The following is a 25,939-nucleotide window of genomic DNA, read 5'->3' as shown; positions in this document are numbered from 1 at the left end:
GCCATGTGCGCGCAGGCGCGGTTCGCGGAGCAGGCGCATTCGCTCGCCGCGAGGTCGTCCAGATCGACGGCGACGTCGTACATCCGGTTGTCCTTGACGCGCGCGTCCACGTGCGCGCCGTCGTCGCGGAGCGCGAGCTCCTCGACCCGGCCTTGTTTCACGTATTGAAAGCCCCGAATGACCGTCAGTTCGTCGAAGCGTTCGGCGACGCCCTCCAGCAGCCGCCGCCACGCGCCGTCATCCAGCATGTAATCCATATCCATATCCGTTGACTCCCGGTTACGTCTTCACGTATTCTTAAAACTTCGCTCTCTATTTAGTATACCAGCTTATTATACCAGCTCTGCCGCCCGCGGGACCCGAACGTCCCTTAAAATTCGGCCGCCGGGCCTCCGCGAGCGGCGTTTCGCGAGATTACGGCAACCGCGAAACGGGCAATGATAGAGGATATCGATTGTAAGTGTATGAAGGCTGTGCAGTGTATGAAGACTGTGCAGCGTATAGAGGCTGTACAGCGCGTGACGGCCGGGCGGGAAGCCCGCGCCGCGGAGGAGGCATCTTGCATATGGACCGGTTATTCAAGCTGCGGGAGCGGGGCACGAAGGTCTCGACGGAAATCATGGCCGGCGTCACCACGTTTCTGACGATGGTGTATATCGTCATCGTGAACCCCGGCATCCTAAGCCAAACGGGCATGGACTTTCACGGCGTCTTCATCGCGACCGTGCTCGCCAGCATCGCGGCGACGCTCATCATGGGGCTGTTCGCCAACTATCCCATCGTGCTCGCCCCGGGCATGGGGCTGAACGCGTATTTCGCCTTCACCGTCGTCTCCCCGGACGACGGCGTCACGTGGCAGATCGCGCTCGGCGCGGTGTTCGTCGCGGGGCTAATCTTCGTGCTGTTGTCTTTGACGTCGTTCCGCTACATGCTGCTCGACGCCATTCCGTCCAGCCTGAAGCACGCCATCACGGCCGGCATCGGGCTGTTCATCACGTTCATCGGCTTGCAAAACGCGGGCATCATCGTCGACTCCCCCTCCACGCTGCTGACCCTCGGCGACCTGACGAAGCCGATGACGCTGCTGACGATCGTCGGCCTCGCCGTCTCGCTCGTGCTCATGGCGTACCGGGTGCGCGGCTATCTGTTCGTCGGCATGCTCGTGACCGCGGTCATCGCCTTGATCACGGGGCAAATGGACGTGCCGGCCGACATCGTCGCCCTGCCGAGCGGTCTCGGCGCCACGGCGCTGCAGCTGGACGTCGGCGGCGTGTTCGCGAAGGGGCTGTACGCCGTCATCTTCACGTTCCTGCTCATCACGCTGTTCGATACGACGGGCACGATGCTCGGCGTCGCGGAGCAGGCGAAGCTGCTGAAGGACGGCAAATTCCCGCGCTCGCAGGGCGCGCTGCTCGCGGACGCGGTCGGCACCTCGGCCGGCGCGCTGCTCGGCACGAGTCCGACGTCGGCGTACATCGAGTCGAGCGCGGGCGTCGCGATCGGCGGCCGCACGGGGCTGACCGCGGTCGTCGTCTGCGCGCTGCTCGCGCTGACGCTGTTCTTCTCGCCGGTCGTGTCCGTGCTCGCGGGCATTCCCGCCATCACGGCGCCGGCGCTCATCATCGTCGGCTTCCTCATGCTGGACGTGCTCCGGCGGATCGAATGGAGCGAGCTGGAGGAGGCGTTCCCCGCGTTCCTGATCGTCGTGCTCATGCCGCTCACGTACAGCATCGCGACGGGCATCGGCATCGGCTTCATCGCGTATCCGCTGCTGAAGCTCGTCCGGGGCAAAGGCCGCGACGTGCATCCCGTGTTCTACCTGTTCGCGGTGCTGTTCTTCGTGCAGATCGTCTTCTTCAGCCATTGAGCGGGGGCGCGGCGGCGCGCGTTTTTTCGCGCGGGCAGGGAGGGATTGGCGGCCGGGCCGTCGAAACGGTCAGGGAGCTTGTCCGCCGGCTCCCGGTACGGGGAGCGGCAGGAAAAGGGCGGCCGGCGATTCGGGCGGGCCGGGCCCAAGTGAAGCGGAGGAAGGGCAGCATTCATGGCGAAGCAAAAATTTTACGTGGTCTGGGTCGGCCGCAAGCCGGGCGTCTACGCGAGCTGGGGCGAGTGCCAGGCGCAGATCAATAAGTTCGACGACGCGAAATTCAAATCGTATGAAAGCCGTTCGCAAGCGGAGGACGCGTACCGCGGCGGCTGGCAGAAGCATTGGGGCCAGGGCGGCGGAGGCGCGGCCAAGGCCGGCGGCTTCCGCCGGAGACCGGCCGCCGCGTTCGAAGAGCCGGGCGAGATCGACTACGACAGCATCTCCGTCGACGTCGGCACGAGCGGCAATCCCGGCCCGGTGGAGTACAAGGGCGTTGACACGCGGACGGGCGAGGTCATTTTCGCGGTCGGTCCGGTCAAGAAGGGCACGAACAACCTCGGCGAATTCCTCGCCATCGTGCACGCGCTGGCGCATCTGAAGCAGCAGGGCAGCGACAAGACCGTGTACAGCGACTCCGTCAACGCGCTCAAGTGGGTGAAGCAGAAGGCCGTTTCGACGACGCTTCCGCGGGACGCGTCCACGGCGGAGATCTGGAGCATGGTCGACCGCGCGCTGCGCTGGCTGCAGACCAACACGTACAGCAACAAAGTGCTGAAGTGGCAGACGAAGCAGTGGGGCGAGATCAAGGCGGATTACGGCCGGAAATAAGCGCCGGCACGGCAAAAAGGGACTTCGCGGCGAAGTCCCTTTTTTGTCGCACCCGGACCGGCCGGGGTCAGCGCGCGAAGCGCATCCGGCGCTCGTCGTAGGAACGCTCGTCGGCGGTGCCGAAGCCGTAGCCGCCCTCGATGAAATGCGCCGCGGGGGCGACGGAGCTTTGGCAGACGCGCCAGTGCCCCTTTTCCTTAACCAGGACGAGGAACACGTAGTTAATGCCGTTGAGCATGTATTTCGATTCGTTAAATACGTCGTAACGGATGGCGGTGTAGAAGAACCTGCTTTCGACGCCGGGGGTTTCCAAGTAGCGGCCCGTGCCGTTTCCGACGAAATTCACGCCGAATGCCTTGGGCACTTCATGATAGCCGACCAGCTGGGCGCGCTTGATGCCCAGCACGCCGACATGGTTCTTGCGATTGTCCGCGCTGCCGAAGAAGCTGCCCCACATCGGATGCAGGCCGGCGGACCACAATCCGGCGAAGGCGGGCCAGTTCTTCTGATTGATGTAATCGACATACCGGTGCAGCACGACTTCGGCGGCATCGGCGTGGGCGTGACGGGCTTCGGCGGGGGCGGGCTGGCCGGCCAGGCCGAGAAGCAGAAGCGGGACCAGGAGGAGCGAGGCGAAGGGTTTGGACATCGGAAGCACTCCTTTCAGATGGTACGAGGATGCCCGTTTCGGGCGGCTCGTAGACCCGGTGAGGCGGTCTTTCGATCCCCGCGCCTTCGCAAACGCTTCGCGAAGCCCTATAATGGTCCTAACGGCCGTCCGGTCCGCGACATCGGCCGGCGGCCGCGGCGCCCCGCGCGCGGAGGCGGCAAGTCTGACGGAAAGGCGGCGGCATCCATGGCCATCGAGGAACAGACGGAGCGGGAATGGCTGGCGCGGGAGAAAGCGCCGCGCGAGGCGGTGTTCTTCTTCACCCCGCTGTGCGGCACGTGCAAGATCGGGCTGCGCATGCTCGAAATCGCCCAAGCGGCCGGCGCCGACGCGCCGATCGCCAAGATCAACATCAATTACGCGCCCGAGCTGCGCGACGTATGGCGGATTGCCAGCGTGCCGGCGCTCGTGCTGGTTCGAGACGGCGAGCCCGTGCAAGCCGAATACGCCATGCGGTCGGTCGATACGCTGTACCGGCTGCTTCAAACGTTCTCTTCGTCGTGACGGAGAGGGCGTTTTTGTTTGCGCGGCGTGGCGTGCATGCGGCGCCGCGAAGAGCGCGAAGCGCGGCCAAGCACGACGTTGACCTAAAGCGAAAGCCCCCGACCGCAACCGATCGGGGGCTTCATGCTCTTGCCTGCGCTGCGCAACCGCCAAAGCCGCGGCTACATTTTGATCGACCCGCTCGAGATCCCCTCCACGAAATTGCGCATCAGCACGGAGAACAGAATGAGGAGCGGCACGGACGCGAGCGTGTAGGCGGCCATCATGCCGCCGTAATCGCTGAGCCCGTGGTTGCCGGCGGACGCCTCGAAGGAGACGAGCGCGACGGTCAGCGTCTGATGGACCCGGTCAAGCAGCAGCGAGGGCAGCAAATAATCGTTCCACAGGCTGTTGATGTTCATGATGCCGACCGTCGTGCAGATCGGAATCGACAGCGGAAGCACGATCGCGAGGAAGATGACGCGGTTGCCCGCGCCGTCGATCCGCGCGGCTTCGAAGAGCTCGCTCGACAGCTGCTCGAAGAACGTCTTGAGCACGAACACCGTGAACGCCTGGCCGCCGGCGATGTACGGCAATATGAGCGCCCAGTAGCTGTCGGACAGCCCGAGCTTCTTGATCTGCAGGTAGAGCGGGATGAGCGTCAGGAAGCCCGGCACGAGCAGCAGGCAGAAGACGAGCATGAACAGCGAATTGCGGAACGGGAACTTGAGCTTGGCGAAGGCGTAGGCGCTCATCGCCGAGAACAGCAGAATGAACACGACGCTGGCGAGGACGATGACGACCGAATTGAGAATCGACTTGTCGATCTTATGCCAGGCCGTCGCGTAGTTGCCCCAGGCGAAGTGCGTCGGCACGTTGATCGTGCTGGCCGCGAAGTCGATCGGCGTCTTGACCGAGTTTTCCAGCAGAAAATAAATCGGCAGCAGGGTGACGACGATGAGAAGGACGAGAATCGCTTGTCCCAGGGACGGCATGCGGGAGAATTTCATGGTTGCCCTCCTTTGGCCTAAGAATCCGTCTTGACAAGCCGCATGTTCAGAATCGTAAACGCCAGAATGACGAGGAACATTACGAGCGCGATGGACATGCCGTAGCCGAATTCGCCGTTGACGGTCGACACGTTATACATATGCAGAATCGGCACGTACGTGGAGTAGCCCGGACCGCCGTTCGTCATGACGAGCGGGGGAATGATGTTCTGCAGGCTGCCGACCAGGGTCAGGATGATGATCAGCCGGAATTGCGGCAGGGACAGCGGGATATCCAGGTGGAAGACGCGTTTCCAGCCGACGCACCCGTCCAGCTTCGCCGCTTCGATGACTTCCTTGGAGATGCTCTGCAGGCCCGAGTAGAAGATGAGCAGGTTGAAGGCGCTGATCCACGGGAAGCCCATCAGCATGATCGAGTAGAGCGCGATCTTGGGATCGCCGAGCCACAGATGGGTCCAGGATTTCAAGCCGACCATCGTGAGCAGCTGGTTGATTGCCCCGTCCCCTTGATAGAGGAAACGCCAGAGCAGGATGGTGACGATGCCGGGGATGACGATCGGGATCACGAACAACGTCCGGTACGCGTACTGCTTGCGGGCGCTTCGCACGTGGAAGATCAGCTCCGCCACCAAGAAAGGCGGGATGACCGCCAGCACGATGGAGACCGCCACCCAGACGAGCGCGTGGACCGTCGATTGGCCGAGCACCTCGTCGGAGAACATGCGGACGAAATTATCGAAGCCGATGAAATGGGGAGCGTTGAAGCCGTCCCAATCGGTGAACGCGCCGCTTAAGGCCTGATAGACCGGATAGTACATGAACCAGACCAGGAAGACGAAGGTGGGGAGAATGAAGCCGTAGCCCGTTAACGCCGTCGTCGTGGATGCTTTCCATTTCATGCGAGCCAACTCCTTCCTTGCGAAAATAAGAAAGGGGGAGCCGCCTGCGGCCAGTTCCCTCTTTGCGTAGCGGCTTAATATTGACTCAGATCGGTATCGTTCTTCGTTTTGTATTCTTTCACCGCGGCGTCGAGCGCCTTCTGCACGTTGGCCGTCGCCTTCTCGAGGCTCAGGTTGCCGCTCAGGTACAGCCCGAACGTGCGCTGGAGATCCTTGCCCAAATTCGCGGAGGAGTTGCCGACCATGATCGCTTTCAGCTCTTTGGTGGACTGGCTGGCCAGGTCCTTCATGCTGTCGTTCGGCTTCGTGTCCGGCCAGTGCGGCACGAACGTGCCGTTCTCGTTGACGACCTGCTCGACGCGCTGCGGCGTGCCGAGGTAGCGCAGCCAATCGATGACCGCTTCTTTCTTGCCGGGCTCTTTCATGCTTTTATCCGCTTCGGGCGTGGCGACGGAGAATTGGAACGCCGCGTTCGGCCCGCCCACGGCGCCCGAAGCGTCGACGCCGGTCGTCATCGGCGTATCGGCCGAGGACAGCGTCGGGAAGTTGAAGGACCCGAGCGCGAACTTGACGCCCGCGTCGGCGGCGTTGTTCGGGAGCCAGCTGCCGTCGTAGAAGATCGCCGTCTTGCCCGCCAGGAAGTCGTTCCGCGCGTTGGTGCCCACGACGGCCGGATCGCCGGTCAGGTAGTCGGGCTTCCAGGTGTCGGTCAGCTGCTTGAAGATCGGCCACCAGCCCATGAAGCGCGGATCCTTCGTGTCCAGCAGGCCTTTGGAAATCGCGACGGCCTCGTCCAGGCTCGAGACGCCCGGCGCCTTGTCGTAGCCGGCGATCGTATCGAAGTCCTTCGAGTAGAAGTCGGTCAGGAAGTGGCGCTGGAACCAGCCGAAGTCCGGCGCCTGCGACATGGCGACGATGCCGGCCGCCTGCAGCTTCTTGCACGCGTCGATCAGCTCGGCCCAGGTGGCCGGGGCTTGCGCAATGCCGGCTTGCGCAAACAGATCCTTGTTATAGAAGAAGGCCGTCGCCACATAGTCGCCGTTAATGTTGTAGTGCTTGCCGTCCGGGGCCGCCGTTTCGCTCACGACGGTCGTGTTCATCGCGTCCTGCCAGGTCGCCTTGTCCGGAATATACGGGTTCGGCTGGCCGAAGTACGACGTCAGGTCTTCGGCGATCCCTTTCGGGTACGTGCCGTTCAAGTCGGCCCACTGCGCCCAGAAGACGTCGAACAGCTCGCCGGCCGCGGCCTTGACGCGGACCGTCTGGTTGTAATCCTTGAACTCTTCGTCGATGAAGTTGATCTTGATGCCGGGATGGGCTTTCTCGTACTCGTCGGCGATCGCCCGAAGCTGGTGCTGGTCGGACTTGATGCCGGTGATGTTCTTGGCGTTCGGCGTGTAGGCCTGCGCGTACATGTCGATGGTGCCCGTCCAAGCCGCGGTGCCCGCGTCGCCGCCGCCGTTCGCCGTCGCCGCGTTGCCGCCCGAAGCGTTGTTGCCCGCGTCGCCGGCGTTCCCGGACGCATTGCCGCCGTTCGAGGCGCCGTTGCTGCCGCAGCCCGCGGCCATGATCGCGATGGCGGCGAGCAAGACGGGCAGCGACTTTCGTTGGAGAAGGTGTGTCATTCGAAGAATCCCCCTTGTCTAATGTGGAAAGCGCAACTTGTTCATAGTCTTAATGATAGAGAGGTTGAAAGCGATCTCACAGAGGGGGAGATTTTACATCGGGGGGCTATTTTTTTACTTGCCCGGCCCGATCAATGAAATCGCTTCCGGTACTCGGACGGCGTGTGCCCGGCCAGTTCCTTGAAGACGCGGCAGAAATATTTGACGTCGGCGTAGCCGATCAGCGCGCTGATCTCCTGTAGGGTGCGGGAGCCCTGCTGCAGCAGCTCCTTGGCTTTCTCGATCCGGCACTCCTTCAAGTAATCGACGAAGTTCCGGTTGGTCGCGTATTTGAACCAGCGGCTGAAGTAGCTGGCGTTCATGCCCAGATGGTCGGCCACCGCCTGCAGGCTCACGCCGTCGGCCAAATAATCGCGCACGTACTGCTTCGCGCGCTCGGCCGATTTCAGGTCGAGCAGGCTGCGCTCCCGCAGGATGGATTGGCAGAGCCGATGGATCATCGCCTTGATCTTGCCCATGAGGGAATCGCGCGTCGCCGTGCCTTCCAGCTCGGAGAGCCAGACGGACAGCGGCTTGCCGCTCGTCTCGTTCACGTCGAGGTCCATCTGCTTCAGCTGCACCGCGAGCCGCAGCATGTAATGCACGATGAACCGCTTCAGCTGGGCGGGCGAGATCGGCTCCGAGAAGACGACGCGGTCGAGGGCGTCGTACGCCTCCGCTTCGCTGCCCTGCATCAGCAGCTCCAGCGACGCTTCCATCTGTTCGAGCATCTTAACGGGAAACGGCTTGTCCGCCTCCAGCTTATCGGGCGACAGTACCTGATCGCCGCCGTGCACGAAACGGTAGGTCACCGCGAGCGAGGCCTCCTGGTACGCGCGCGGCATGTCCGCGAACGGGCGGACGCGGCTCACGCCGATCGAGACCGTCCGCTTGAAGCTGGCGGCGATGTCCGCGCGCAGCCGCTCCGCCAGCGCGGCGGCCTCCCGGGCGGCGGAGGCCGTCTCGTCGCCGGCGCAGCCGCGAATGACGACGATCTGTCCGGCGTGATCCTGCAGGACGTAATTGCCCGGCTTGCCGGCGAACCACTCCTGGACGAATTTGGTCAGCGCGTACAGGAACAGCTCGACGTCGAAGGCCGAGAAGGCGTCCTTCTCGATCCAATCCGGGCTGACGGCGAGCGCGACGATGGGGCTGCCGTCCGGCTCGAACGGCAGGCCGCAGCCGGCGTCGACGATGAACTGCTCCAGCTCGTGAATATCTTGGCCCGTTAAATAATGCTGGACGTAGAGCTGCTGGGCGAGCGGCGCCGCCTTGCGGACCGTGTGGCGAAGCAGGCTCATCTGCTGCTGCTCCTCGCGTTCGCGGTCGACGAGCGCGCGCGCCTTGGCCAGCGTATCGAGCAGCTCGCCGCGGTCGAGCGGCTTGGTGATGAAGCCCATGACCCCGTGCCCGATCGCCGCCTTGGCGAGCTGGAAATCCTGATAGGCCGTCAGGATGATCCGATGGATGCGCGGGGAGTCGGCGGCGATCCGCTCGCAGCACTCCAGGCCGTTCAAGCCCGGCATCCGGAAGTCGAGGATGACGAGATCCGGCTGCAGCCGGATGATTTGCTGCAGGCCGGAGACGCCGTCCTCCGCTTCCCCGACCACTTCCCATTCGGGGGCGAAGCGTTGAAGGATCTTCTTGATGCCTTGCCGGATGATGGCTTCATCATCGACGAGAATGACGCGATACATAGGCGTGGACCTCGCTTTCGCTGCAAATTAGGGGGAGCGCGAGCCGGATCGTCGTCCCGGAGCCCGGCTCGCTCGCGATCGTCATCGCGGCGTTATCGCCGAAGTACAGCTTCATGCGGGCATGCACGTTGGCGAGCCCGACGCTGTCGCCCGACCGCGCCACGCCGGCCATGCTGCCCTGCAGCTGCCGGTTCAGCTGCCGCAGGCGTTCCGGGGCGATCCCGAGGCCGTCGTCGGCGACCGTGACGATGACGGCCTCCTGCTCGCGGCGGATGCCGACGGCCAGCTTCCCTTTGCCCGGCTTCAGCTCGAGCCCGTGGTAGAAGGCGTTCTCGATGAGCGGCTGGATCGTCAGCCGCGGCAGGTAATGATCGAGCAGCCCGTCCTCGACCTCGACGGACATGTCGAAGCGCGTATCGTAACGGCCGGCTTGGATATGGAAGTAGCTCGTCAAGTATTCCCGTTCTTCCCGGAACGTGATGAAATCGCTGCCGCGGTAGATCGACGCCTTCACCAGCTTGCCGAGCGACGTGAGCATGTCGACGGTCGAATCGGCTTCGTCGATTTCGGCCTTCATCTTGATCGTCTCCAGCGTATTGAACAGAAAATGCGGATTGATTTGCGACTTGAGCGCCTGCAGCTCGCTCTCCTTCCGGAAAATCTCCGCCTGGTAGAGATGGCGGATCGTCTCGTCGAGCTTACGGCTCATGCGGATGATGCTTCGGATTAAATGGCCGATCTCGTTGCGCGGGGGATTGGGGTACGAGATTTGAAAATCCTCCATCTCCACCCGCTTGATCAGCGCGATCAGGCTGTAGATCGGCTTCGTGATCTGGATCGAGCTCCAGGTGGAGAGCAGGATGGCGAAGCCGATGCAGGCGAGGCCGAGCAGAATCATGGAATTGCGCACGCTGCTGTTGCCGGAGGCGATCTGCACGACCGGCACGTCGCCGACGACGGTCCAGCCGTACGACCCGACCTTGCTGTAGACCACCACGTTCTTCTTGCTGCCGAGGGTCACCCGCTGCTTGCCCTGATCGTCGTTCGGCAGCTTCGGCAGCGCGGCCAGCAGATCGTCGTCGATCGCGTCGTTCGCGTAGACGACTTGTCCCTTGTCGTCCATGATGAGGAACGAACCGTTCTCGCCCAGATTGACCTGGTCCATGATTTGCCGGATGTCGTCCAGCTTGAAGTCCACTTCGAAGTAGCCGGCGTATTCCAGCATCGTCGTCGACTTGTAGATTTTGCGCACCAGCGAGAAGACTTGCGGCTGGTTCTTGGCCGCCTGCTCGTCGGCGAAGTACGGCTTGTGCAAGCTGAGGAAGGCGAGATTCTCGTCCGAAGCTCGGAATGCGTTATACCAGGGCATCGTCTCGAGCCGGACGCTCGCCGCCGGGTCGCCGGTGCTATAGATCTGCGGCGGCAGCTTGCCCGGCAGGTCGAAATAGTAGATGCCCTGCACGCTGTCGCGCTGCGATTGCCAGAGGCTGAAATTCTTCTCGAGCGTCTCCCGTTTCTCCAGCTGCGCGGACGGATCGAGCGGTTTGCGGAGCGTGAGCAAATCCTGCAAGTCGCGGTTGTAATAGGGCTGGAGCGTGAATTTCTCGAGCTCCTTCATGTAATTGTCGATGTTGGAGGCGGTGCTGACGGCCACCTGCTGGGCGAAGTCGCTCAGCTTGTGCTCCATCGCGCTCCGGTATAGATCGTACGCGCCGAAGCCGAGCACGGATAACGGAAGCACGATGAACACGATATAGGTGATGATCAGTTTCTGCTTGAAGGTAATGAAGGTCCTCATGGGCTTCCGCCTTCCTGTCTGATAGGTCTCCCTGTAGAAGAAGGGTACCAAAAGAACGGCGCCGTGAGTAGTTGGATTTATTTGGGAATGCAAGCGGTGCCGCAGGCGCCGTTAGGCGAGGGCCGAAGCGCAAGCGCCGTCCTGCCGAACGAGAGCGACTTTGGCGCGAAGCGCCACGGGAGCGCTCGTCGGCATTGACGGCCTGAAGCGCAGCCGCCGAGCCGCGAAGAGCGCGAAGCGCGGCCCTATGATTTTAGCGCCGTCGCAGCTTGACAGGCCGTTGCCGACGGGATAGCATAGGTTCCAGATTGAACCAATAAAGCGGTTTCATCCGTTCGCAAAGGGAGAGGAAACGATGGTTGGTTTTAACGGTTTGGATATGGGCTTGGGCAACCTGGCGAGACTGTCGGACGCGAAAAGCAGGTCGATCAGCGCGGAGAACTTCACGGGCGAGGCGGGCAAGGGCGGCATGGCAGCCGATGGCACGGGCGCGAACTGTGCGCGCGACCTCGGGCTCGGCTGGAAAGTGTCGCCGTCGGTGGAGATCGAGGCGGGCCAGACGTTCACGATGGGCGAGATCGCGGGGCCGGGCGCCATTCAGCATATTTGGCTGACGTGCGGACCGAACCTGTGGCGCAACTTCATCCTGCGCATGTACTGGGACGGCGAGGAGACGCCGTCCGTCGAAGCGCCGGTCGGCGACTTCTTCTGCAACGGCTGGCAGGAGCGCTGCAACGTCAATTCCTTCCCGGTGGCCGTCAACCCGGCGGGCGGCATGAACTGCTACTGGCAGATGCCGTTCCGCCGGTCGGCCCGCATCACGATGGAGAATACCGGCACCGAGAAAGGCGTGCTCTACTACCAGATCGACTACACGCTGACGGACGTGCCGGACGACATGGCCTACTTCCACGCGCAGTGGCGCCGAAGCAATCCCGTGGCGTACAAGGACGTGCACACGCTCGTGGACGGCGTCTCGGGCAAAGGGCATTACGTCGGCTGCTACCTCGCGTGGCAGGTCAACAACACCGGCTGGTGGGGCGAGGGCGAGATCAAGTTCTTCCTCGACGACGACAAGGAATTCCCGACGATCTGCGGCACCGGGACGGAGGATTATTTCGGCGGCGCTTGGAACTGGGAGCATCCGCGGGGCGAGTACGGCACCTACTCCACGCCGTTCCTCGGCATGCACCAGGTCATCAAGCCGGACGGGCTGTACCGGAGCCAGCAGCGTTTCGGCATGTACCGCTGGCACGTGCAGGATCCGATCCGCTTCGAGAACGGGCTGCGCGTGACGATCCAGGACCTCGGCTGGCGCTCCGGCGGGCGCTACCTGCCGCAGCAGAGCGACATCGCGTCGACGACGTTCTGGTACCAGTCGGAGCCGCACGCCGCGTTCCCCGAGCTGGCGGACAACGACGGCCGCGAGGTCATTTAGTGCCTGAACCGTTAACGCCGCGAACGGCTCACGCCGTTGATTAACGCACGCCATAGCCTGCCGCAACCGAGCGCTCCGGGGCACGCCTCCCGCGGGCGCTCGCATTCTGTTTTCGAAGCGAAACATGCTATGATAGCCGTGTCGTTACACTGGATGAAACAGGAGATGGTGCCATGCCGGCGCGCACGCGTTTTAAGAAAAGATGGCTGCTGCTGCTGTTGGTCTACGCGATGGCCGCGGCCGCCTATGTCTGGTATACCTCGCCCAATAACGTGCCCGCCGCGTACAAAGGCACGCCGGCGGATCCCGCGACGTACTTCACGCCCCAGCAGCTGCAGGACAGCGAGACGTTGAATCCGATCCGCAACTGGATCTTCTTCACCAGCGTGCCGTGGGAGTGGCTGATCTACCTGCTGATGCTCTCCGCGGGCTGGGCCAAATCGTGGCGCTACGCGCTGGGCGGCCTGCCGCTGATCCTGCGCTTCCCGCTGTTCGTGCTGCTCGTGGACGTCGTGTCCTTCGTGCTGTACCTGCCGCTGCAGATCTTCAGCTACGCGTTGTCCAAGAGCTACGGCATCACGACGCAGCCGGTGCCCGGCTGGATCCGGGACAAGCTCGTGGCGTTCGGGATCGGCTATCTGACTATGCTCGCGGTGTCGGCGGTCGCGTTCTGGATTCTGTCGCGGCGGGGCCGCTGGTGGCTGAAGCTGTGGCTGATCTCGGTGCCGTTCACCGTGTTCATGATGTACGTGGAGCCGGTCGTCATCGACCCGCTGTACAACAAGTTCACGACGCTGTCCGACCCGCAGCTGGAGCGCAAGATCCTCGACCTCGCGGCCAAAGCGGACATCCCGGCAGACCACGTCTACGAAGCGGACATGTCCAAGAAAACGAACGCGATCAACGCCTACGTCACGGGCATCGGGCCTTCGCTGCGCATCGTGCTGTGGGATACGACGCTGAAGCAGCTGACGGAGCCGGAAATCCTGCACATCATGGCGCACGAGATGGGGCATTACGTCATGCACCATCTGGAATGGAGCGCGGTCGGCGCGGTCGGCTCCTCGCTCGCCGTCATTTGCGTCGGCGGGGGGATCTACGTCTGGAGCCTCCGCCGCTGGGGCGAAGCGTGGGGCATCCGCGGCCGGTCCGACGTGACGGCGCTGCCGCTCCTGCTGCTCATCATGGCGGTGCTGTCGTTTGTCTCGCTGCCGGCGAGCAACGCCGTGTCCCGCAATGCGGAATCGTCCGCGGACGCCTACGCGATGTGGCTGCTGAACAGCGCGGAGGGTTCCGTGTCCATGCAGCAGAAGACGGGCGTCATCACGCTGAGCGACGTTAATCCGCCGCTGCTCGTGCGCTGGTTCCGCGACGACCATCCGAGCGACATGGAACGGATCGTCGCGGCGATGAAGTTCGCCCAAGCCCGCGGGCAGAAAGCGGACTAGATGCGGGGGAGCGGAGACGAGGAGGCGGTGTCGCTGTACCTGCTTGCGGGGCTGGCGACCGCGCCGCAATTCATGGAGAGCTTTCGCGGCGCGTTGCATGCTATACTGGAGCGTGAAGGGTTCACCGTGCGGACGTCGCAGCTGCTCTTCCCGTACGGCGATTGGAGCCGCCGCGCCGTGCCCCAGCTGTGGGAGATCGGCCGGGACATGCGGCTCGCCCCCGGGCGGATCATCGGGCGCTCCATCGGCGGCCGAAGAGCCGTGGACGCGATCGGCGCCGGCTGGCGGCCCGAGCCGGGCAAGGCCGGCCGCATCGCGCTGATCGGCCACAGCGGCGGCGGCGTCGCGGCGGTCCACGCCGCGTGGATGCTGCACGACCTGCTCGGCGGACCGCCGAGCCCGGTCGTCATGATCGGCTCGCCCCGCTGCCGCATCCCGGCCGCCATGCGGGCGTCGACGCTGTTCGCGTACGCCGGCGGAGCGGAAGGCGCGGCGGCGGGCAGGAGGGCCGACGGCGTCAGCCGGCTGGGCACGTTCGGCGGCTGGCGCCGGGACAAGCACGCCCCGGGCGAGCGCCGCGGGGTGCCGATCATCGGGAAGCACGCGGACTATTTTCGCGAACGGGAACCGTTCATCAACGAGCTGGGGCTGACGAATCTGCGGTTGACGCTGAGCGTCGTCTGGCCATGGCTGAGAGAGAGAATCTGAGGAGGACGAGTGAGGCATGCGCATTGGAGCCATTGAAGCCGGAGGCACGAAGTTCGTCTGCGGCATCGGTATCGAAGACGGCACGATTTTGGAGCGGGTGAGCTTCCCGACGGAGCGTCCGGAAGCGACGCTGGCCAACGTCGTGAATTATTTTGAAGATAAAGGCGTCGACGCGATCGGCATCGGGTCGTTCGGCCCGATCGACATCGATCCGGCGAGCCCGACGTACGGCTACGTCACGACGACGCCGAAGCCGGGCTGGGGCAACTATCCGTTCCTGCCCGAGCTGAAGAAGGCGTTCGACGTGCCGTTCGGCTGGGATACGGACGTGAACGCGGCGGCGCTCGGCGAAGCGACGTGGGGCGCGGCGGCCGGACTCGACAGCTGCCTCTACTACACGATCGGCACCGGCGTCGGCGTCGGCGTGTACGCGGAAGGCAAGCTCGTGCACGGCCTGGTTCACCCCGAGGGCGGCCACGTGCTGACGCGCCGCCACCCGGAAGACGCATACGAAGGCTTCTGCCCGTACCACGGCGACTGCCTGGAGGGCATGGCGGCCGGTCCGGCGCTGGAAGGCCGCTGGAAGGTGAAGGGCAGCGAGCTCGGCGTCGATCACCCGGCGTGGGGCATCGAAGCGTTCTACATCGGCCAAGCGGTCGCGAACGCGGTGCTGCTGATGTCGCCGAAGCGGGTGATTTTGGGCGGCGGGGTCATGCACCAGCTGCAGCTGTTCCCGCTCATCCGCGCGGAAGTGCGCAAGAACCTGAACGGCTACGTCAACGCGAAAGCCGTGCTCGACGACATCGACGCGTACATCGTGCCGCCGGGCCTTGGCGACAATGCCGGCCTCAGCGGCTCGCTGGCGCTCGGCCTGCGCGCGCTCGGCGCGAAGTAAGGCGCCGTATTGTTGAAAACCAGTCCCGTCTATGGCGGGGCTGGTTTTTTTTGGTGAGGGCCGCGGCCGGTTGGACGGCTGGCCGCGTACGGCTCGGGCTGGCAGGCCGCGAAGCAGGGCCGCAGGCCGAGCCCCGGCGCGCGGGCCGGCGTGGGGGCGGCGCCGGGGCCGGTGAGGCCGGCAGCGGAGAAGCAGGGCACGGCCTGTGCTTGCAGGCCGAGAAGCAGGGCTTCGGCGGCGAGCCATGGCGCGCGGGTCGGCGTGGGGGACGGCACCGGGGCCGGTGAGGTGAAAAGCAGGGCCGCGGGGCCGCGGCCCTGCCGATCTGCGTTGCGCCATGCCGCCACGCCGCCACCGTCACGCCGTCACCGTCACGTCGTCTCCGGCTAGCCATCATCGCCAAACTGCCTACGTTACGCCGCCTCCAGCGCGTTGGCCCGTGAGCACTTGCCGGCTGCGTCCGACATCGCCAAGTCCGACGCCGCGCAGCATTCGCGGGGATTTCGCGGCCAGGACAGCCGTTATTTGTGCGTTTTGGCGTTATTTGTGCGTTTCGCGGCCACAGGAGCGCTTATCGGCACTCCGAGGAGCCCGATCGGCTGCGAATCGAGCGGATAGCGGATCCTGTGTCCGCTCAGCTTGCCGATTCCGGCTTTTCGCCGAAATAGCGGATTCTGTGTCCGCTGGATCGTGCCGCAAAGCCGGGGAAGAGTCGGAGCGCTCATGCGGGGGCTCGAGGTATCCGACCGGTCGCCGCGCCGCCGACCGGCGCACGATGCGGAGCGCAGTGGCCGCGCCGCGGTCGCGCGGGTATAATGGTGACAACAGACGAAGCAGGGGAGGCGGGCGCATGTCCACGGAAAACCAAAAAGCGAAGCTGCTCGGCGCTTTCCTGAAATCGCGCCGCGAGAAGCTGAGCCCGCCGGAAGCGGGACTGCCCGCCGGCTACGGCAAGCGGCGAACGCCCGGACTGCGGCGGGAGGAAGTGGCGCAGCTCGCCCATGTCAGCACCACGTGGTACACCTGGCTGGAGCAGGGACGCGCCGCAGCGCCATCGCGGCAGGTAATGGACAGCGTGGCGCGGGCGCTGCGGCTCGACGACCACGAGCACCAGCACCTGCTGCATCTCGCGAGTCTGGACATCCCGGCGGGCGACAGGGCGGAGGAAGCGGAAGCGGTCTCGCCGGACCTGGCGCGTCTCGTCGCGCAGCTGCCGGGTCCGGCCTTCGTCGCGACGGACAGCACCGAGGTGTTGTGCTGGAACGAGCAGGCGCGCCGCGTCATTTGCGATTTCCCGTCCTTCGCGCGGGAGGACCGGTACATGGCCTGGCTTACGTTCATGGACGGGCGGCTGCGGCGGTCCATCGTCAATTGGGACGCGTACGCGAGGTACACCGTCGCCGTGCTGCGCGGACGGTACGAGCGGAATTTGCGGGACGCCGGATTTCAGCGGCTGATCGAACGGCTGCTCGCGGCCAGCCCGGATTTCAAAGCGCTGTGGGACACGCACGACGTCGCCGAGAAGAGCGGACGCTCGTTCGGGCTGCGGCATCCGGAGCGCGGGGAGCTGTCGTTCGCCGTCAACACGTTCTCGCAGATCAACGGCAACGCGAACATCCACTGCTGCATCTTCGTCCCTGCGGAAGGCACGGGCACGGAGGAGCGGCTCCGGGATTATTGAAAAAGGGGCGGCGCAGGCTCATCGGCGGAGGCGTCGCTTGCGCGAGGCCAGCCACTTAAGGAAACGCCGCACTGAAACGGACTCCGCCGGTACGGCGGTCGTTATCGGCTCGTTCCGCGCAGGACCGATCCGCTCCGCGGCAGTCTCGCGCCTGGCCCGCCGGCGCAGGACCGCGCCTCCCGGGCCCGGCCGCGGCAGCGCCGCTCAGCGCACCTTCAGCGCCAGCTTGCCGGTCGTCCGGCGCGCTTCGATGCGGCGATGGGCTTCCGCCGCTTCGCGCAGCGGCAGCACGCCGGTCACGTCCACGCGGATCTCGCCGCGCAGGGCCATGGCGAGCGCCGTCGTCGCGGCCTCCGCGACGAGCCGCGGCGCATAGCCGCTCAGCTGCTGCAGGTTGAACCCCAACACGGCTTTGCTCGCGAACCAGAGCTCGTTCACGGACTGCCGGACGTCGGCGGCGCCGCCGGCGTTGCCCATGGCCACCAACCGGCCGAGCGGCTTGAGGAGCCGCAGCGCTTCCTCCCGCAGCGCGCCGCCGACGGGATCCACGACGATATCGGCGCCTTCGCCAGCGGTCAGCTCCATCACGGCTTCGGCATACCCGTCCCGCAGGAAGACCGCGTCGTACCCCAAGCCTTTGGCGTAGGCGACTTTGTCCGGGCTGCCTACCGTGCCGATGACGCGGCCGGCGCCGAGGCGGCGGGCCATTTGCCCGATCAGGCTGCCGACGCCGCCCGCCGCGGCATGCACGAGCACGGTTTCGCCCGGCCGGATGCGGGCGACCTCCCGGAGGATCAGATAAGCGGTCGCGAGATTCGACGGGCTCGCGGCCGCGATTGCAAACGCTTCCTCGGTGATCCGGTCCGGCTCGAGCGGAAACGCGAGCTCCGCCGGCACGGTGACGACTTCGGCGTACCCGCCGCCCCCTACGATGGACAGCGCGGCGACGGGCTGGCCGATCTCGAACGCCGTCACCTCCGCGCCCAGCGCCCGGACGGTGCCGGACACCTCGATGCCGGGCACGAACGGCAGGGGCAGCTCCGGCACGCCGCCGCTGCGAAAGAGCACTTCGGCGTAGTTCACGCCGGCATAGGCGACGTCGATGGCGATTTCGCGCGGGCCGGGTTCGGGAACGGGGACCTCGCGGAGCGACAGCACGTCGGCTTCGCCGAACGCGGGGATGACGATGGCGCGCATCGTTTGAACGGCATGCATAAAAAGAACGCCTCCTCGACATGATTTCATGGGTATGGGGCTATTATGAAGCAATGCCCGGAGGCCAGCCAGTCAGCGGTTATGCCGGTATCGGCAGTAACAGGCAGCCGGCGAATCACACACGAAAAGGGGAGAAGCCATGCGGGGAATCGCGCTGGACTTGGACGGAACGCTGCTCAATTCGGCGAGGCAGGTGTCGGAGCGGAACGCGAACGCGCTGCTGGCCTGCAAGCGCCAAGGGATGCGGATCATTTTCGCCACGGGGCGGCCGCCCCGCTCGGTGCGGAACCTGCTGCCGCCGGAGCTGCTGGACGGGGCGGCGTTCGTCTATTACAACGGGGCGCTCGTCGTGGACGAGGCGGCGGGTCTCCTGCTGCACACGCCGATCGAGCGGGAGACGGCGGCGGAGATCCTCGATTATTGCGCGGAGCGGCTGCCGGGGGACGCGCGGGTCAGCCTGGAGTCGAACGACCGGCTGTTCTCGAGCCGCGCCTTGCGGGACTCGGCGTTCTTCAGTCCGTGGAACAAGCCGACGATTTGCGGGCTTAACGACATGAAGCGCCAGACGGCGACGAAGCTGCTGCTGACGGAATTCGGCGATGCCGAGCCCCGGCTGCGGGCGTCGTTCGCCCCCAAGACGCGCTTCATCGCGACGGATCAAGGGAAGCTGATCCAGATCATGCACGCGTCGGTCTCCAAGCTGACCGGCATCCTGGCCGTGTGCGAACGCGACGGCATCGCGGCGTCCGAGCTGCTCGCGTTCGGCGACGACCACAACGACCTGGAGATGTTCGCGATGTCCGTCCACGGCGTCGCGATGGGCAACGCCGTCCCGGAATTGAAGGCGGCCGCGGCCGAGGTCGCCGACACGAACGACAACGACGGCGTGGCGCGGGTGCTGGAGCGCTACTTGAGCTAAACGAAACGCGCGGCGGCGCTGAAGACGGCGTCCGGGAAATCCCGGGCGCCTTTGTTATGCCGATTTTTCCGGTTGTACATAATTTTGGATTTTTTGCGCATAGTAACCTTGGATTAATTATGAAGTCATACCGATCGATCGCGAAAGGGGGAGGATCCGCATGTCCATGCGCAGCTGGTTAACGTCGAAGGATTCGAAAGGCTCGATAGGCTCCAAAAGTCCGAACCGGAAGACGTCCTCCCCTATTCTGGAGAAGCTGGCGGAGCAGCACATGAGCGGAAACCTCGAGGACACGCTGAAGGCGCTCGAGGACGTCATGGCGGACGAATACGATTTTATCGTGCGCCGGTTCAAGGCGTTCGGCCGTTTCGAAGCCGTGCTGATCTATTATTCCAGCATGAACGACCAAAGCATGATCAACCACGATCTCATGCGGCCGCTCATGAAGAAGCCGTCCGATGAGGAAGGGCTGACGATGGAAGCGAAAGAGCTGCCGGACCTCATCCTGAACGACACGCTGTACCACAGCAACGTCAACGTCGAAGGCCAGCTGAACCTGGTGGTCGAGGGCATCCTCTGCGGCAATACGGCGCTGCTTATCGAAGGTCTGGAACAGGCGATGCTCATCCGGACGTGCCATATCGACAAGCGCGCGATCGACCAGCCGGCGACCGAGCAGGTCATTCGCGGCCCGCGCGAAGGCTTCATCGAGCTGCTCGACACGAACATCGCGCTCGTCCGGTACCGCCTGCAGACGCCGGAGCTTCGCGTCCGCTCGATGGTCATCGGCCGCCGAAGCAAGTCGCGCGTCGCCGTCTGCTTCATCGAAGGGATCACGAACCCGGAGCTGCTCGAAGAGGTCGTCCGCCGGCTGTCCGTGATCGATATCGACGCGGTGCTCGATTCCGGGTACCTGGAGCAGTATATCGAGGACAACCACTACTCGCCGTTTCCGCAGGTGCAATATACGGAGCGCCCCGACAAAGTGGCCGCGAACCTGCTGGAAGGCCGGATCGCCATCTTCGTGAACGGCTCGCCGCTCGCGCTGATCGTGCCGACGGTGTTCAACCAGTTCTACCAAACGGTCGAGGATTACACGGAACGGTTTCTGCTGATGAGCGCCATACGCGTCGCGCGGTTTATCGCGCTCGTGTTCTCGCTCATTTTTCCGTCCTTGTACGTGTCGATCATCTCCTTCAACCCCGAGCTCATCCCGACGGAGTTCGCCGTCGCGGTCGCCGGCGGCCGTGCGGGCGTTCCTTGGCCCGCCGTCGTCGAGGTGCTGATCATCGAAATCTCGATGGAGGTGCTTCGCGAAGCGACGATCCGCCTGCCGCAGCAGGTCGGCGGCGCGCTCTCCATCGTCGGCGTCCTCGTCGTCGGCCAAGCGGCCGTCGCCGCGGGCTTCGCGAGCCCGATCACCGTCGTCATCATCGCGCTCACGACCATCGGCTCCTTCGCGACGCCGGCGTACAACGCGGCGCTCGCGCTGCGGCTGCTGCGGTTCCCGCTCATCATCATGGCGGGGGTGTTCGGGCTGTACGGCGTCATGATCGGCTTCATCCTGATCGCGAACCATCTGCTGTCCCTGAAGTCGTTCGGCGTGCCGTACCTCAGCCCGCTCGTCCCCGGCAGCTTCCAGGGCATGAAGGACTTGGTCATCCGCGCGCCGTTGTCCTGGATGCCGGAGCGGCCGTCCTTCATGATGCCGCAGGATAAAACCCGCGTCAGCCGGGCGACGATGGACGAAATGAAGAAGCCGGTGCACGACGTGCTCGACCCCAGCTCGATCATGGCCAAGCAAGGCGACCAGCGCCAAGGTCAGACAAACGAGCACAGTGAGCAGAACGGCCACCAAAGCGGCCAAACGAACGGCCAGGCAAGCGGCGGAGGCAGGCAGGGCGGCCAAGGCGACCAGCCGAGTGGGCAAGACGGCGGAGGCGAGCAAGGCGGCCAAAGCCAGCCGAACGGCGGGGAAAGCGGAGGCGGTCAAGGCGGCCAAGGCCAGCCGGGCAGCCAGGCAGGCGGAGACGGGCAAGGCGGCCAGGGCCAGCCGGGCGGCCAGGAAAGCGGAGGCGGGCAAGGCGGTCAAAGCGATCAAGGTCAGCCGGGCGGCCAGGAAAGCGGAGGCGGGCAAGGCGGCCAAAGCGATCAAGGCCAGCCGGGCAGCCCGGCCTCCGGTCAACAACAAGCTGCGCCATCCGGCCAGCCGAACGCGGGGACGAATCAACCGTCCGGCGGCGGAAAGGGGACTTAAACGATGGACAATCTACGCCGTATCACGGCGATACAATCATCGGCGGTTTTAGCCAGTACCATCATCGGCGTCGGCGTGCTCGCGCTGCCGCTCTTCGCCGTTCGGGCGGCGGATTCCGGCGCGCCGCTCGTCACGCTGCTCGGCGCGGGGCTCGGTTACGTCGGCCTCTTTCTCATCACGCTGCTGGGCGTCCGGTTTCCCAATCAGTCGATCGTCCAGTACAGCGAAGACATCATCGGCCGCGGGCTGGCATGGATCGGCAGCGCGGCGATCATTCTTTTCTTCGCCGTCCTGACATCCCTGGCCGCGCGGGAATTCGGGGAGGTCGTCGTGACCTCCGTCTTGAAGAACACCCCCGTCGAGGTCACGGTCATCGTCATGCTGGCGCTGGCGACCATCTCCAGCCGCAACGACATCATGACGTTCGCGTACATTCACCATTTTTATTTCCCGCTGCTCCTCGGTCCGGGATTTCTGATCGTGGCGCTGTCCATGAAGAACGCCGACCTGATCAACCTGCAGCCGGTCTGGGGCAACGATCCGAAGGGGATGCTCGAGGGCATAACGACCGTGGCGGCCTTGTTCCAAGGCTCGTTCGTCATGACGCTTGTCATTCCCGCCATGCGCCGGCCCGACCGGGCCATGCAGGCCAGCTTCTGGGGCATCGTCATCGCCGGCGGCCTCTACTTGTCGATCGTGATCGCGGCCGTAGGGGTGTTCGGCGCCGAGGAAATCAAGCACTTGCTCTGGCCGACGCTGGAACTGGCGAAGGCGACGACGCTGCCCGCGAACGTGCTGGAACGGCTGGACGCGGCGTTTTTGGCCGTTTGGGTCACGGCGGTCTTCACGACGCTGCTGTCCACGTACTTTTTGACGATCCGGCTGAGCAGCGAGCTGTTTCGGCTGCGGGACCACAAGGCGTTCTCGAGCTTCGTGCTGCCGTTCGTCTTCGTGATGGCGCTTATTCCGCGGAATATTTTCCAGATGTACGACGTCATCGAGCTCGTCGGCACGATCGGACTGGCGATCACGATCGGCTATCCCGGATTGCTGCTGATCGTGGCGCTCATCCGCAAGAAGCGGGGGAATCGACCGAATGAACAGACGATGGAGCAAGCTCGTTAAGCTGTCCGCCGCGCTGTCGATGCTCGTGCCGCTGCTTACGGGCTGCTGGGACCGGCTCGAAATCGAGGACCGCGCCGTCGTGCTCGGCGTCTCGATCGACAAAGCCAAAAGGAGCAGCGACAACGATGAAGTCACGCACCATGCGGAAACGATGCCGGCTCCCAAGATGGGCTTGATCCGGGTCGCGGTGCAAATCGCGCTTCCCGGCCGGATTCCGCTCGGCCCCGGCGAAGGCGGCGGCGGCACGACGAATCCGCAGGAGACGGTGTGGGTCATCGACGTGATCGGCTACACGCTCGACGACGCGTTCATGAAGCTGCAGCAGCAGGTGTCGAGCCGGATTTTCTTCGGGCATTTGCGCGTCATCATCATGTCGGAGGAATACGCCAAGGGCGGCATCGACAACGTGAACGACTATTTCCGGCGCAATTCGGAGGTTCGGCGGATGGCGTGGTTGATGGTCGCCAAGGGCAACGCGCTGTCGCTCCTGAAGGCGGGGCCAAAGCTGGAGCGGATTCCGACGCTTTATCTGATGTCCGCGCTGGACGAGGGCATTAACATGGGCAAGTTTCCCCGGGATTACATCGGCATCTTCTGGAGCAACTCGTCCAAAAAGGGCGAGGAAGGTTATCTGCCGTACGTGGCGCTGCGCAAAGAGCAAAACGTCGAAATCATGGGCCTCGCGTATTTCCAAGGCTCGCGCATGATGGGCAAGACGAAGCCGCTTCAGATCGGCTCGTTCATGGCGATCAAAGGCACCAATCCCGCCGGCTATCGCGTCTACGTCATGCTGGAAGGCACCAAGAAAATGGTCATGACCACGACGACGCACCGCAATACGAAGTGGACGGCGAGCGTCAAGGACGGCCAAACCCACTTCTCGATCAAGATCGTGCTGGAGGTCAACATCGAAGAGAAGATGAGCCGCAATTTCTATCTGAATAACGCGGGCGTCGTCCGGCAAATTCAGGATATCGAAGCGAGGAAAGCGGAGAAGTTTTGCGCGCAGCTGATCCGGCAGACGCAGACGGCCGGCAGCGACATTTTCGGCTTCGGCGAGTATATCCGAGCGAAAGAGCCGCGTTATTGGAACGCCAATATCAAAACGAAGGAAAAATGGCAGGAGGCCTACAAGGAAATGACCTTCGATATCCACGCCTTCGTCAACGTCAGACGCGTCGGCATGAAAGCTACTTGACCGCGCGGAAATCGGAGGGAACGGATGCTCATTACCGGCTATACCATCAGCTTCGTCAGTTACGCGGCGCCCTAGCTGCTCGTGACCGGCTTCATCCTGGTCCGCTTCGACGCCGCCGGCTACAAGAAGAAGAACATGCCGGCGGAGCAGAAGCTGTCCCGGTTCCTCGGCTGGACGAACGTCGTGCTGGGCGTCGGCATGTACGTGTTGAAGGGCGTGTATTTCTGAAACGGTCCGGCGGATTGCCGCGGAGAAGTGCGGGATGTCCGCCGGCGCCCGCGGCCGGGTGGGTCCGCGAAGAGGCGTGAAGGACGAGCTTGCCGTCGAGCGGCAGGCTCGTCTTTTGCTGTGCGCCGGCGGGGATGGCTGCTAAGAGTTCGCATGCACGGGAGCTGACGCGGGGCGCACTGGGGGACGAGGATAGGTAACAACGGTGTCAGGTACGGTACAGGTGTCGGCGAAAGCAAGAGCGGTACATGGTACGGTACATTAGCCGCCGAGGGCGAATTTCGGAGCAAGAGCGGTACGTGGTGCGGTACATGCGTCGCGAAGCGCGATTTTCGGAGCAAGAGCGGTACGTGGTACGGTACATGCGTCGCGAAGCGCGAATTTCGGAGCAAGAGCGGTACGTGGTGCGGTACATGCGCGGCTATGTGCCTTTAAGCCCGTTCATGCTTTGCGGGCGGCTAGGGTATACTGGCTATAGCAAATCATGCCAAAGGAGGAAACGACCATGCATCCGATTGCCGGGTCCGTTCCGTACGGCTACGAGCCGCCGGCGGAAAACCGCAAAGGCACGTTAGCCGTGTACGATACGTTTCAGCAGCTGGCCGACGATGCGCTCGCGCGGGCGGCGGAGACGGCGAAGAAGCGCGATTTCGCCGCGCTGGTGCTGTATCCGCTGCACGAAGACACGGTGCGGCGCATGACGAAGGAAGCCGTGCTGCCGTACCATAAGCGGCTCGACCGGCTGCACGAGTGGAAGCGGAGCTATGAGGAGACGCTCATTCGGGCCGGCGTCCGGGTGTTCGTCGAAGGGCTGGAGGGCAAACGCAAGAAATACACGCCGATGGAAACGGCGCTTCGCCATTTGGCGGACGCGTATCCGTCCCCGCTCTTCCTGTATCTCACGCCGGAGATGGCGAATCGGTTCGCTTCGTTCTCCTCGTTCGAGTCTTGGATCGTCAAGGTGCGCCTGCTGCTCGCATCGGAGCCTTCGAACCTGCATCCCCTGCTGGCGGAGCATGCCCGCCGCTGGGAAGTCGCGGACCGGACGTAACCGATCGGGAGCGCGGCCCTGTCGAAGCGAAGATTCGCGCATGGCGGCACCGATGTCGGAAGGAGGTTGTGCGCGGGTCGGCCAGGCAGTTGCAGGCAAGCGGATGACAGCGGAAGGTTCCGGCGATAAGCCGGAGCGCGGCTCGCCCATTGCGGAAGTTTTGCGTGGGACCGGGCAATTCGAACCGGCAACCGCGAAAGGCTCCGGCGATAAGCCGGGAAGCGGCTTGGGTCAAGCGGCGGTCTTGCGCGGATTGGTTAGATGCTTGGAGACGAACCGGCCAAAAGCCGGACAAACGGTGAACGCTAAGCGGCGGTCTTGCGCGGGAGGGAGGGTGCTTCGGAGGCGAAACGGTCGGCGTCGGCGCGAAGCTCGATCAGGAGGTCGTCCAGCTCGCGGCGGAGCTCGCTCAGCTCGCGGTTGCAGCGGGCTTGCAGCCGGTCCAGCTCGGCGGGGGCGAGTTGGTTTTGGCGAATGCGGTAAATTAGCTTGGTCGTCATCGTGTCGCTGTCGCACAAACGGTCGGCGTACACGATGGCCGGGTTCGAAATCATGGTTGCGAAGACTCCTTTATCCGTTGAATTGCTCCCAGTATAGCGGCGCTCTATTAACGGGCGATGCCGAAAGTGTGAACGGAATGTAAGAATCGGGACCGTTTGTTCGGCGAATGTTTACCCGCCGCGCCCGTCCCGGCGCCCGCGGAACAGCCGGGCAGGCGCGGATTTCGGGCCTTCCGGTGCCCCGCGCCCGCAACTTGACGAGCCGTTCCGGCGTCAAGGAAGAAGATAGAAATCGCCCCGAGAAGGGTAATACATGGACGAGGTGATGACCATGAAAAAAGCATTGACCGGCCTCGCGCT

General features: G+C 64.1%; 21 protein-coding genes and 2 pseudogenes. 14 read left to right on the top strand and 9 right to left on the bottom strand.

Features of this window, described 5'->3' with window-relative positions; translation table 11 throughout:
* Positions 1–263 (bottom strand): annotated as a pseudogene (locus I8J29_RS31070) (SWIM zinc finger family protein); the annotation flags it as partial.
* Between the two features lie 302 nt (positions 264–565).
* Between I8J29_RS31070 and I8J29_RS31065 the strand changes: the two are divergent.
* A complete protein-coding gene (locus I8J29_RS31065) occupies positions 566–1,867 on the top strand; it encodes an NCS2 family permease (protein WP_208851172.1) in 1,302 nt (433 codons plus the stop codon).
* A 174-nt stretch (positions 1,868–2,041) separates the two neighbouring features.
* Positions 2,042–2,695: a ribonuclease H gene (gene rnhA, locus I8J29_RS31060; protein WP_208851171.1), complete on the top strand. Its 654-nt coding sequence runs from the start codon at positions 2,042–2,044 to the stop codon at positions 2,693–2,695.
* A gap of 67 nt (positions 2,696–2,762) precedes the next feature.
* Here rnhA and I8J29_RS31055 read toward each other — a convergent pair whose 3' ends face one another.
* Positions 2,763–3,344: a hypothetical protein gene (locus tag I8J29_RS31055; protein WP_208851170.1), complete on the bottom strand. Its 582-nt coding sequence runs from the start codon at positions 3,342–3,344 to the stop codon at positions 2,763–2,765.
* 207 nt (positions 3,345–3,551) lie between these two features.
* Between I8J29_RS31055 and I8J29_RS31050 the strand changes: the two genes are divergently transcribed.
* Entirely contained in the window at positions 3,552–3,869 is a 318-nt protein-coding gene (locus I8J29_RS31050; RefSeq protein ID WP_208851169.1) for a thioredoxin family protein, read from the top strand.
* A 161-nt stretch (positions 3,870–4,030) separates the two neighbouring features.
* On the opposite strand, the gene I8J29_RS31045 is transcribed toward I8J29_RS31050, so the two are convergent.
* The 5 genes from I8J29_RS31045 to I8J29_RS31025 form a co-directional block, all read right to left on the bottom strand.
* On the bottom strand, positions 4,031–4,858 hold the full coding sequence (locus I8J29_RS31045; protein ID WP_208851168.1) for a carbohydrate ABC transporter permease: 828 nt from the start codon (positions 4,856–4,858) through the stop codon (positions 4,031–4,033).
* A 17-nt stretch (positions 4,859–4,875) separates the two neighbouring features.
* On the bottom strand, positions 4,876–5,757 hold the full coding sequence (locus tag I8J29_RS31040) for a carbohydrate ABC transporter permease (RefSeq protein ID WP_208851167.1): 882 nt from the start codon (positions 5,755–5,757) through the stop codon (positions 4,876–4,878).
* 74 nt (positions 5,758–5,831) lie between these two features.
* A complete protein-coding gene (locus I8J29_RS31035; RefSeq protein WP_208851166.1) occupies positions 5,832–7,382 on the bottom strand; it encodes an ABC transporter substrate-binding protein in 1,551 nt (516 codons plus the stop codon).
* Between the two features lie 131 nt (positions 7,383–7,513).
* Positions 7,514–9,118 (bottom strand): response regulator transcription factor, encoded by a 1,605-nt coding sequence (locus I8J29_RS31030; RefSeq protein ID WP_208851165.1) that lies wholly within the window; start codon positions 9,116–9,118, stop codon positions 7,514–7,516.
* The gene (locus tag I8J29_RS31025; RefSeq protein ID WP_208851164.1) at positions 9,093–10,916 is read right to left on the bottom strand and encodes a sensor histidine kinase; all 1,824 of its coding nucleotides are present in this window, start codon (positions 10,914–10,916) and stop codon (positions 9,093–9,095) included. The genes I8J29_RS31030 and I8J29_RS31025 overlap by 26 nt, the downstream gene beginning before the upstream one ends.
* 355 nt (positions 10,917–11,271) lie before the next feature.
* Here I8J29_RS31025 and I8J29_RS31020 point away from each other — a divergent pair, with 355 nt between their 5' ends.
* The 5 genes from I8J29_RS31020 to I8J29_RS31000 all read left to right on the top strand — a co-directional run bounded on the left by I8J29_RS31020 (position 11,272) and on the right by I8J29_RS31000 (position 17,086).
* Positions 11,272–12,354 carry a glycoside hydrolase family 172 protein gene (locus I8J29_RS31020; RefSeq protein WP_208851163.1) on the top strand — a complete coding sequence of 361 codons (1,083 nt, stop codon included), beginning with the start codon at positions 11,272–11,274 and terminating at the stop codon, positions 12,352–12,354.
* A 173-nt stretch (positions 12,355–12,527) separates the two neighbouring features.
* The gene (locus I8J29_RS31015) at positions 12,528–13,802 is read left to right on the top strand and encodes a M48 family metallopeptidase (protein WP_208851162.1); all 1,275 of its coding nucleotides are present in this window, start codon (positions 12,528–12,530) and stop codon (positions 13,800–13,802) included.
* On the top strand, positions 13,803–14,510 hold the full coding sequence (locus tag I8J29_RS31010) for a hypothetical protein (protein WP_208851161.1): 708 nt from the start codon (positions 13,803–13,805) through the stop codon (positions 14,508–14,510).
* A 16-nt stretch (positions 14,511–14,526) separates the two neighbouring features.
* Positions 14,527–15,405, top strand: coding sequence for an ROK family protein (locus I8J29_RS31005; protein WP_208851160.1), 879 nt, complete (start codon positions 14,527–14,529; stop codon positions 15,403–15,405).
* Positions 15,406–16,255: 850 nt separating this feature from the next.
* A complete protein-coding gene (locus I8J29_RS31000; protein ID WP_208851159.1) occupies positions 16,256–17,086 on the top strand; it encodes a helix-turn-helix transcriptional regulator in 831 nt (276 codons plus the stop codon).
* Between the two features lie 204 nt (positions 17,087–17,290).
* Here I8J29_RS31000 and I8J29_RS30995 read toward each other — a convergent pair whose 3' ends face one another.
* A complete protein-coding gene (locus I8J29_RS30995) occupies positions 17,291–18,301 on the bottom strand; it encodes a quinone oxidoreductase family protein (protein WP_240546611.1) in 1,011 nt (336 codons plus the stop codon).
* Between the two features lie 139 nt (positions 18,302–18,440).
* Here I8J29_RS30995 and I8J29_RS30990 point away from each other — a divergent pair, with 139 nt between their 5' ends.
* The 6 genes and pseudogenes from I8J29_RS30990 to I8J29_RS30965 all read left to right on the top strand — a co-directional run bounded on the left by I8J29_RS30990 (position 18,441) and on the right by I8J29_RS30965 (position 25,079).
* Complete coding sequence (locus I8J29_RS30990) at positions 18,441–19,220, top strand: HAD family hydrolase (protein ID WP_208851158.1); 780 nt, start codon at positions 18,441–18,443, stop codon at positions 19,218–19,220.
* 160 nt (positions 19,221–19,380) lie between these two features.
* A pseudogene (locus I8J29_RS30985) lies at positions 19,381–21,030 on the top strand (spore germination protein); the annotation flags it as partial.
* A gap of 450 nt (positions 21,031–21,480) precedes the next feature.
* Positions 21,481–22,602 (top strand): GerAB/ArcD/ProY family transporter, encoded by a 1,122-nt coding sequence (locus tag I8J29_RS30980; protein ID WP_208851156.1) that lies wholly within the window; start codon positions 21,481–21,483, stop codon positions 22,600–22,602.
* Positions 22,574–23,800 carry a Ger(x)C family spore germination protein gene (locus I8J29_RS30975; RefSeq protein WP_208851155.1) on the top strand — a complete coding sequence of 409 codons (1,227 nt, stop codon included), beginning with the start codon at positions 22,574–22,576 and terminating at the stop codon, positions 23,798–23,800. Before I8J29_RS30980 ends, I8J29_RS30975 begins: the two co-directional genes overlap by 29 nt.
* Positions 23,801–23,881: 81 nt before the next feature.
* Positions 23,882–24,028 carry a CLC_0170 family protein gene (locus I8J29_RS30970; RefSeq protein ID WP_208851154.1) on the top strand — a complete coding sequence of 49 codons (147 nt, stop codon included), beginning with the start codon at positions 23,882–23,884 and terminating at the stop codon, positions 24,026–24,028.
* A 505-nt stretch (positions 24,029–24,533) separates the two neighbouring features.
* On the top strand, positions 24,534–25,079 hold the full coding sequence (locus tag I8J29_RS30965) for a hypothetical protein (protein WP_208851153.1): 546 nt from the start codon (positions 24,534–24,536) through the stop codon (positions 25,077–25,079).
* A 305-nt stretch (positions 25,080–25,384) separates the two neighbouring features.
* On the opposite strand, the gene I8J29_RS30960 is transcribed toward I8J29_RS30965, so the two are convergent.
* Positions 25,385–25,633: a hypothetical protein gene (locus I8J29_RS30960; protein ID WP_208851152.1), complete on the bottom strand. Its 249-nt coding sequence runs from the start codon at positions 25,631–25,633 to the stop codon at positions 25,385–25,387.
* Positions 25,634–25,939 lie beyond the last annotated feature (306 nt).

The sequence above is a fragment of the Paenibacillus artemisiicola genome, assembly GCF_017652985.1.
Lineage (GTDB): Bacteria > Bacillota > Bacilli > Paenibacillales > Paenibacillaceae > Paenibacillus_Z > Paenibacillus_Z artemisiicola.
Note: the sequence above shows the minus strand (reverse complement) of the source record. Positions and strands in the feature narration are given on the sequence as shown.

Bases quoted from the DNA above. Each gene is read 5' to 3' on its own strand.
- I8J29_RS31065 (WP_208851172.1), top strand. From the start codon at position 566: ATGGACCGGTTATTCAAGCTGCGGGAGCGGGGCACGAAGGTCTCGACG.
- rnhA (WP_208851171.1), top strand. From the start codon at position 2,042: ATGGCGAAGCAAAAATTTTACGTGGTCTGGGTCGGCCGCAAGCCGGGC.
- I8J29_RS31055 (WP_208851170.1), bottom strand. From the start codon at position 3,344: ATGTCCAAACCCTTCGCCTCGCTCCTCCTGGTCCCGCTTCTGCTTCTC.
- I8J29_RS31050 (WP_208851169.1), top strand. From the start codon at position 3,552: ATGGCCATCGAGGAACAGACGGAGCGGGAATGGCTGGCGCGGGAGAAA.
- I8J29_RS31045 (WP_208851168.1), bottom strand. From the start codon at position 4,858: ATGAAATTCTCCCGCATGCCGTCCCTGGGACAAGCGATTCTCGTCCTT.
- I8J29_RS31040 (WP_208851167.1), bottom strand. From the start codon at position 5,757: ATGAAATGGAAAGCATCCACGACGACGGCGTTAACGGGCTACGGCTTC.
- I8J29_RS31035 (WP_208851166.1), bottom strand. From the start codon at position 7,382: ATGACACACCTTCTCCAACGAAAGTCGCTGCCCGTCTTGCTCGCCGCC.
- I8J29_RS31030 (WP_208851165.1), bottom strand. From the start codon at position 9,118: ATGTATCGCGTCATTCTCGTCGATGATGAAGCCATCATCCGGCAAGGC.
- I8J29_RS31025 (WP_208851164.1), bottom strand. From the start codon at position 10,916: ATGAGGACCTTCATTACCTTCAAGCAGAAACTGATCATCACCTATATC.
- I8J29_RS31020 (WP_208851163.1), top strand. From the start codon at position 11,272: ATGGTTGGTTTTAACGGTTTGGATATGGGCTTGGGCAACCTGGCGAGA.
- I8J29_RS31015 (WP_208851162.1), top strand. From the start codon at position 12,528: ATGCCGGCGCGCACGCGTTTTAAGAAAAGATGGCTGCTGCTGCTGTTG.
- I8J29_RS31010 (WP_208851161.1), top strand. From the start codon at position 13,803: ATGCGGGGGAGCGGAGACGAGGAGGCGGTGTCGCTGTACCTGCTTGCG.
- I8J29_RS31005 (WP_208851160.1), top strand. From the start codon at position 14,527: ATGCGCATTGGAGCCATTGAAGCCGGAGGCACGAAGTTCGTCTGCGGC.
- I8J29_RS31000 (WP_208851159.1), top strand. From the start codon at position 16,256: ATGTCCACGGAAAACCAAAAAGCGAAGCTGCTCGGCGCTTTCCTGAAA.
- I8J29_RS30995 (WP_240546611.1), bottom strand. From the start codon at position 18,301: ATGCATGCCGTTCAAACGATGCGCGCCATCGTCATCCCCGCGTTCGGC.
- I8J29_RS30990 (WP_208851158.1), top strand. From the start codon at position 18,441: ATGCGGGGAATCGCGCTGGACTTGGACGGAACGCTGCTCAATTCGGCG.
- I8J29_RS30980 (WP_208851156.1), top strand. From the start codon at position 21,481: ATGGACAATCTACGCCGTATCACGGCGATACAATCATCGGCGGTTTTA.
- I8J29_RS30975 (WP_208851155.1), top strand. From the start codon at position 22,574: ATGAACAGACGATGGAGCAAGCTCGTTAAGCTGTCCGCCGCGCTGTCG.
- I8J29_RS30965 (WP_208851153.1), top strand. From the start codon at position 24,534: ATGCATCCGATTGCCGGGTCCGTTCCGTACGGCTACGAGCCGCCGGCG.
- I8J29_RS30960 (WP_208851152.1), bottom strand. From the start codon at position 25,633: ATGATTTCGAACCCGGCCATCGTGTACGCCGACCGTTTGTGCGACAGC.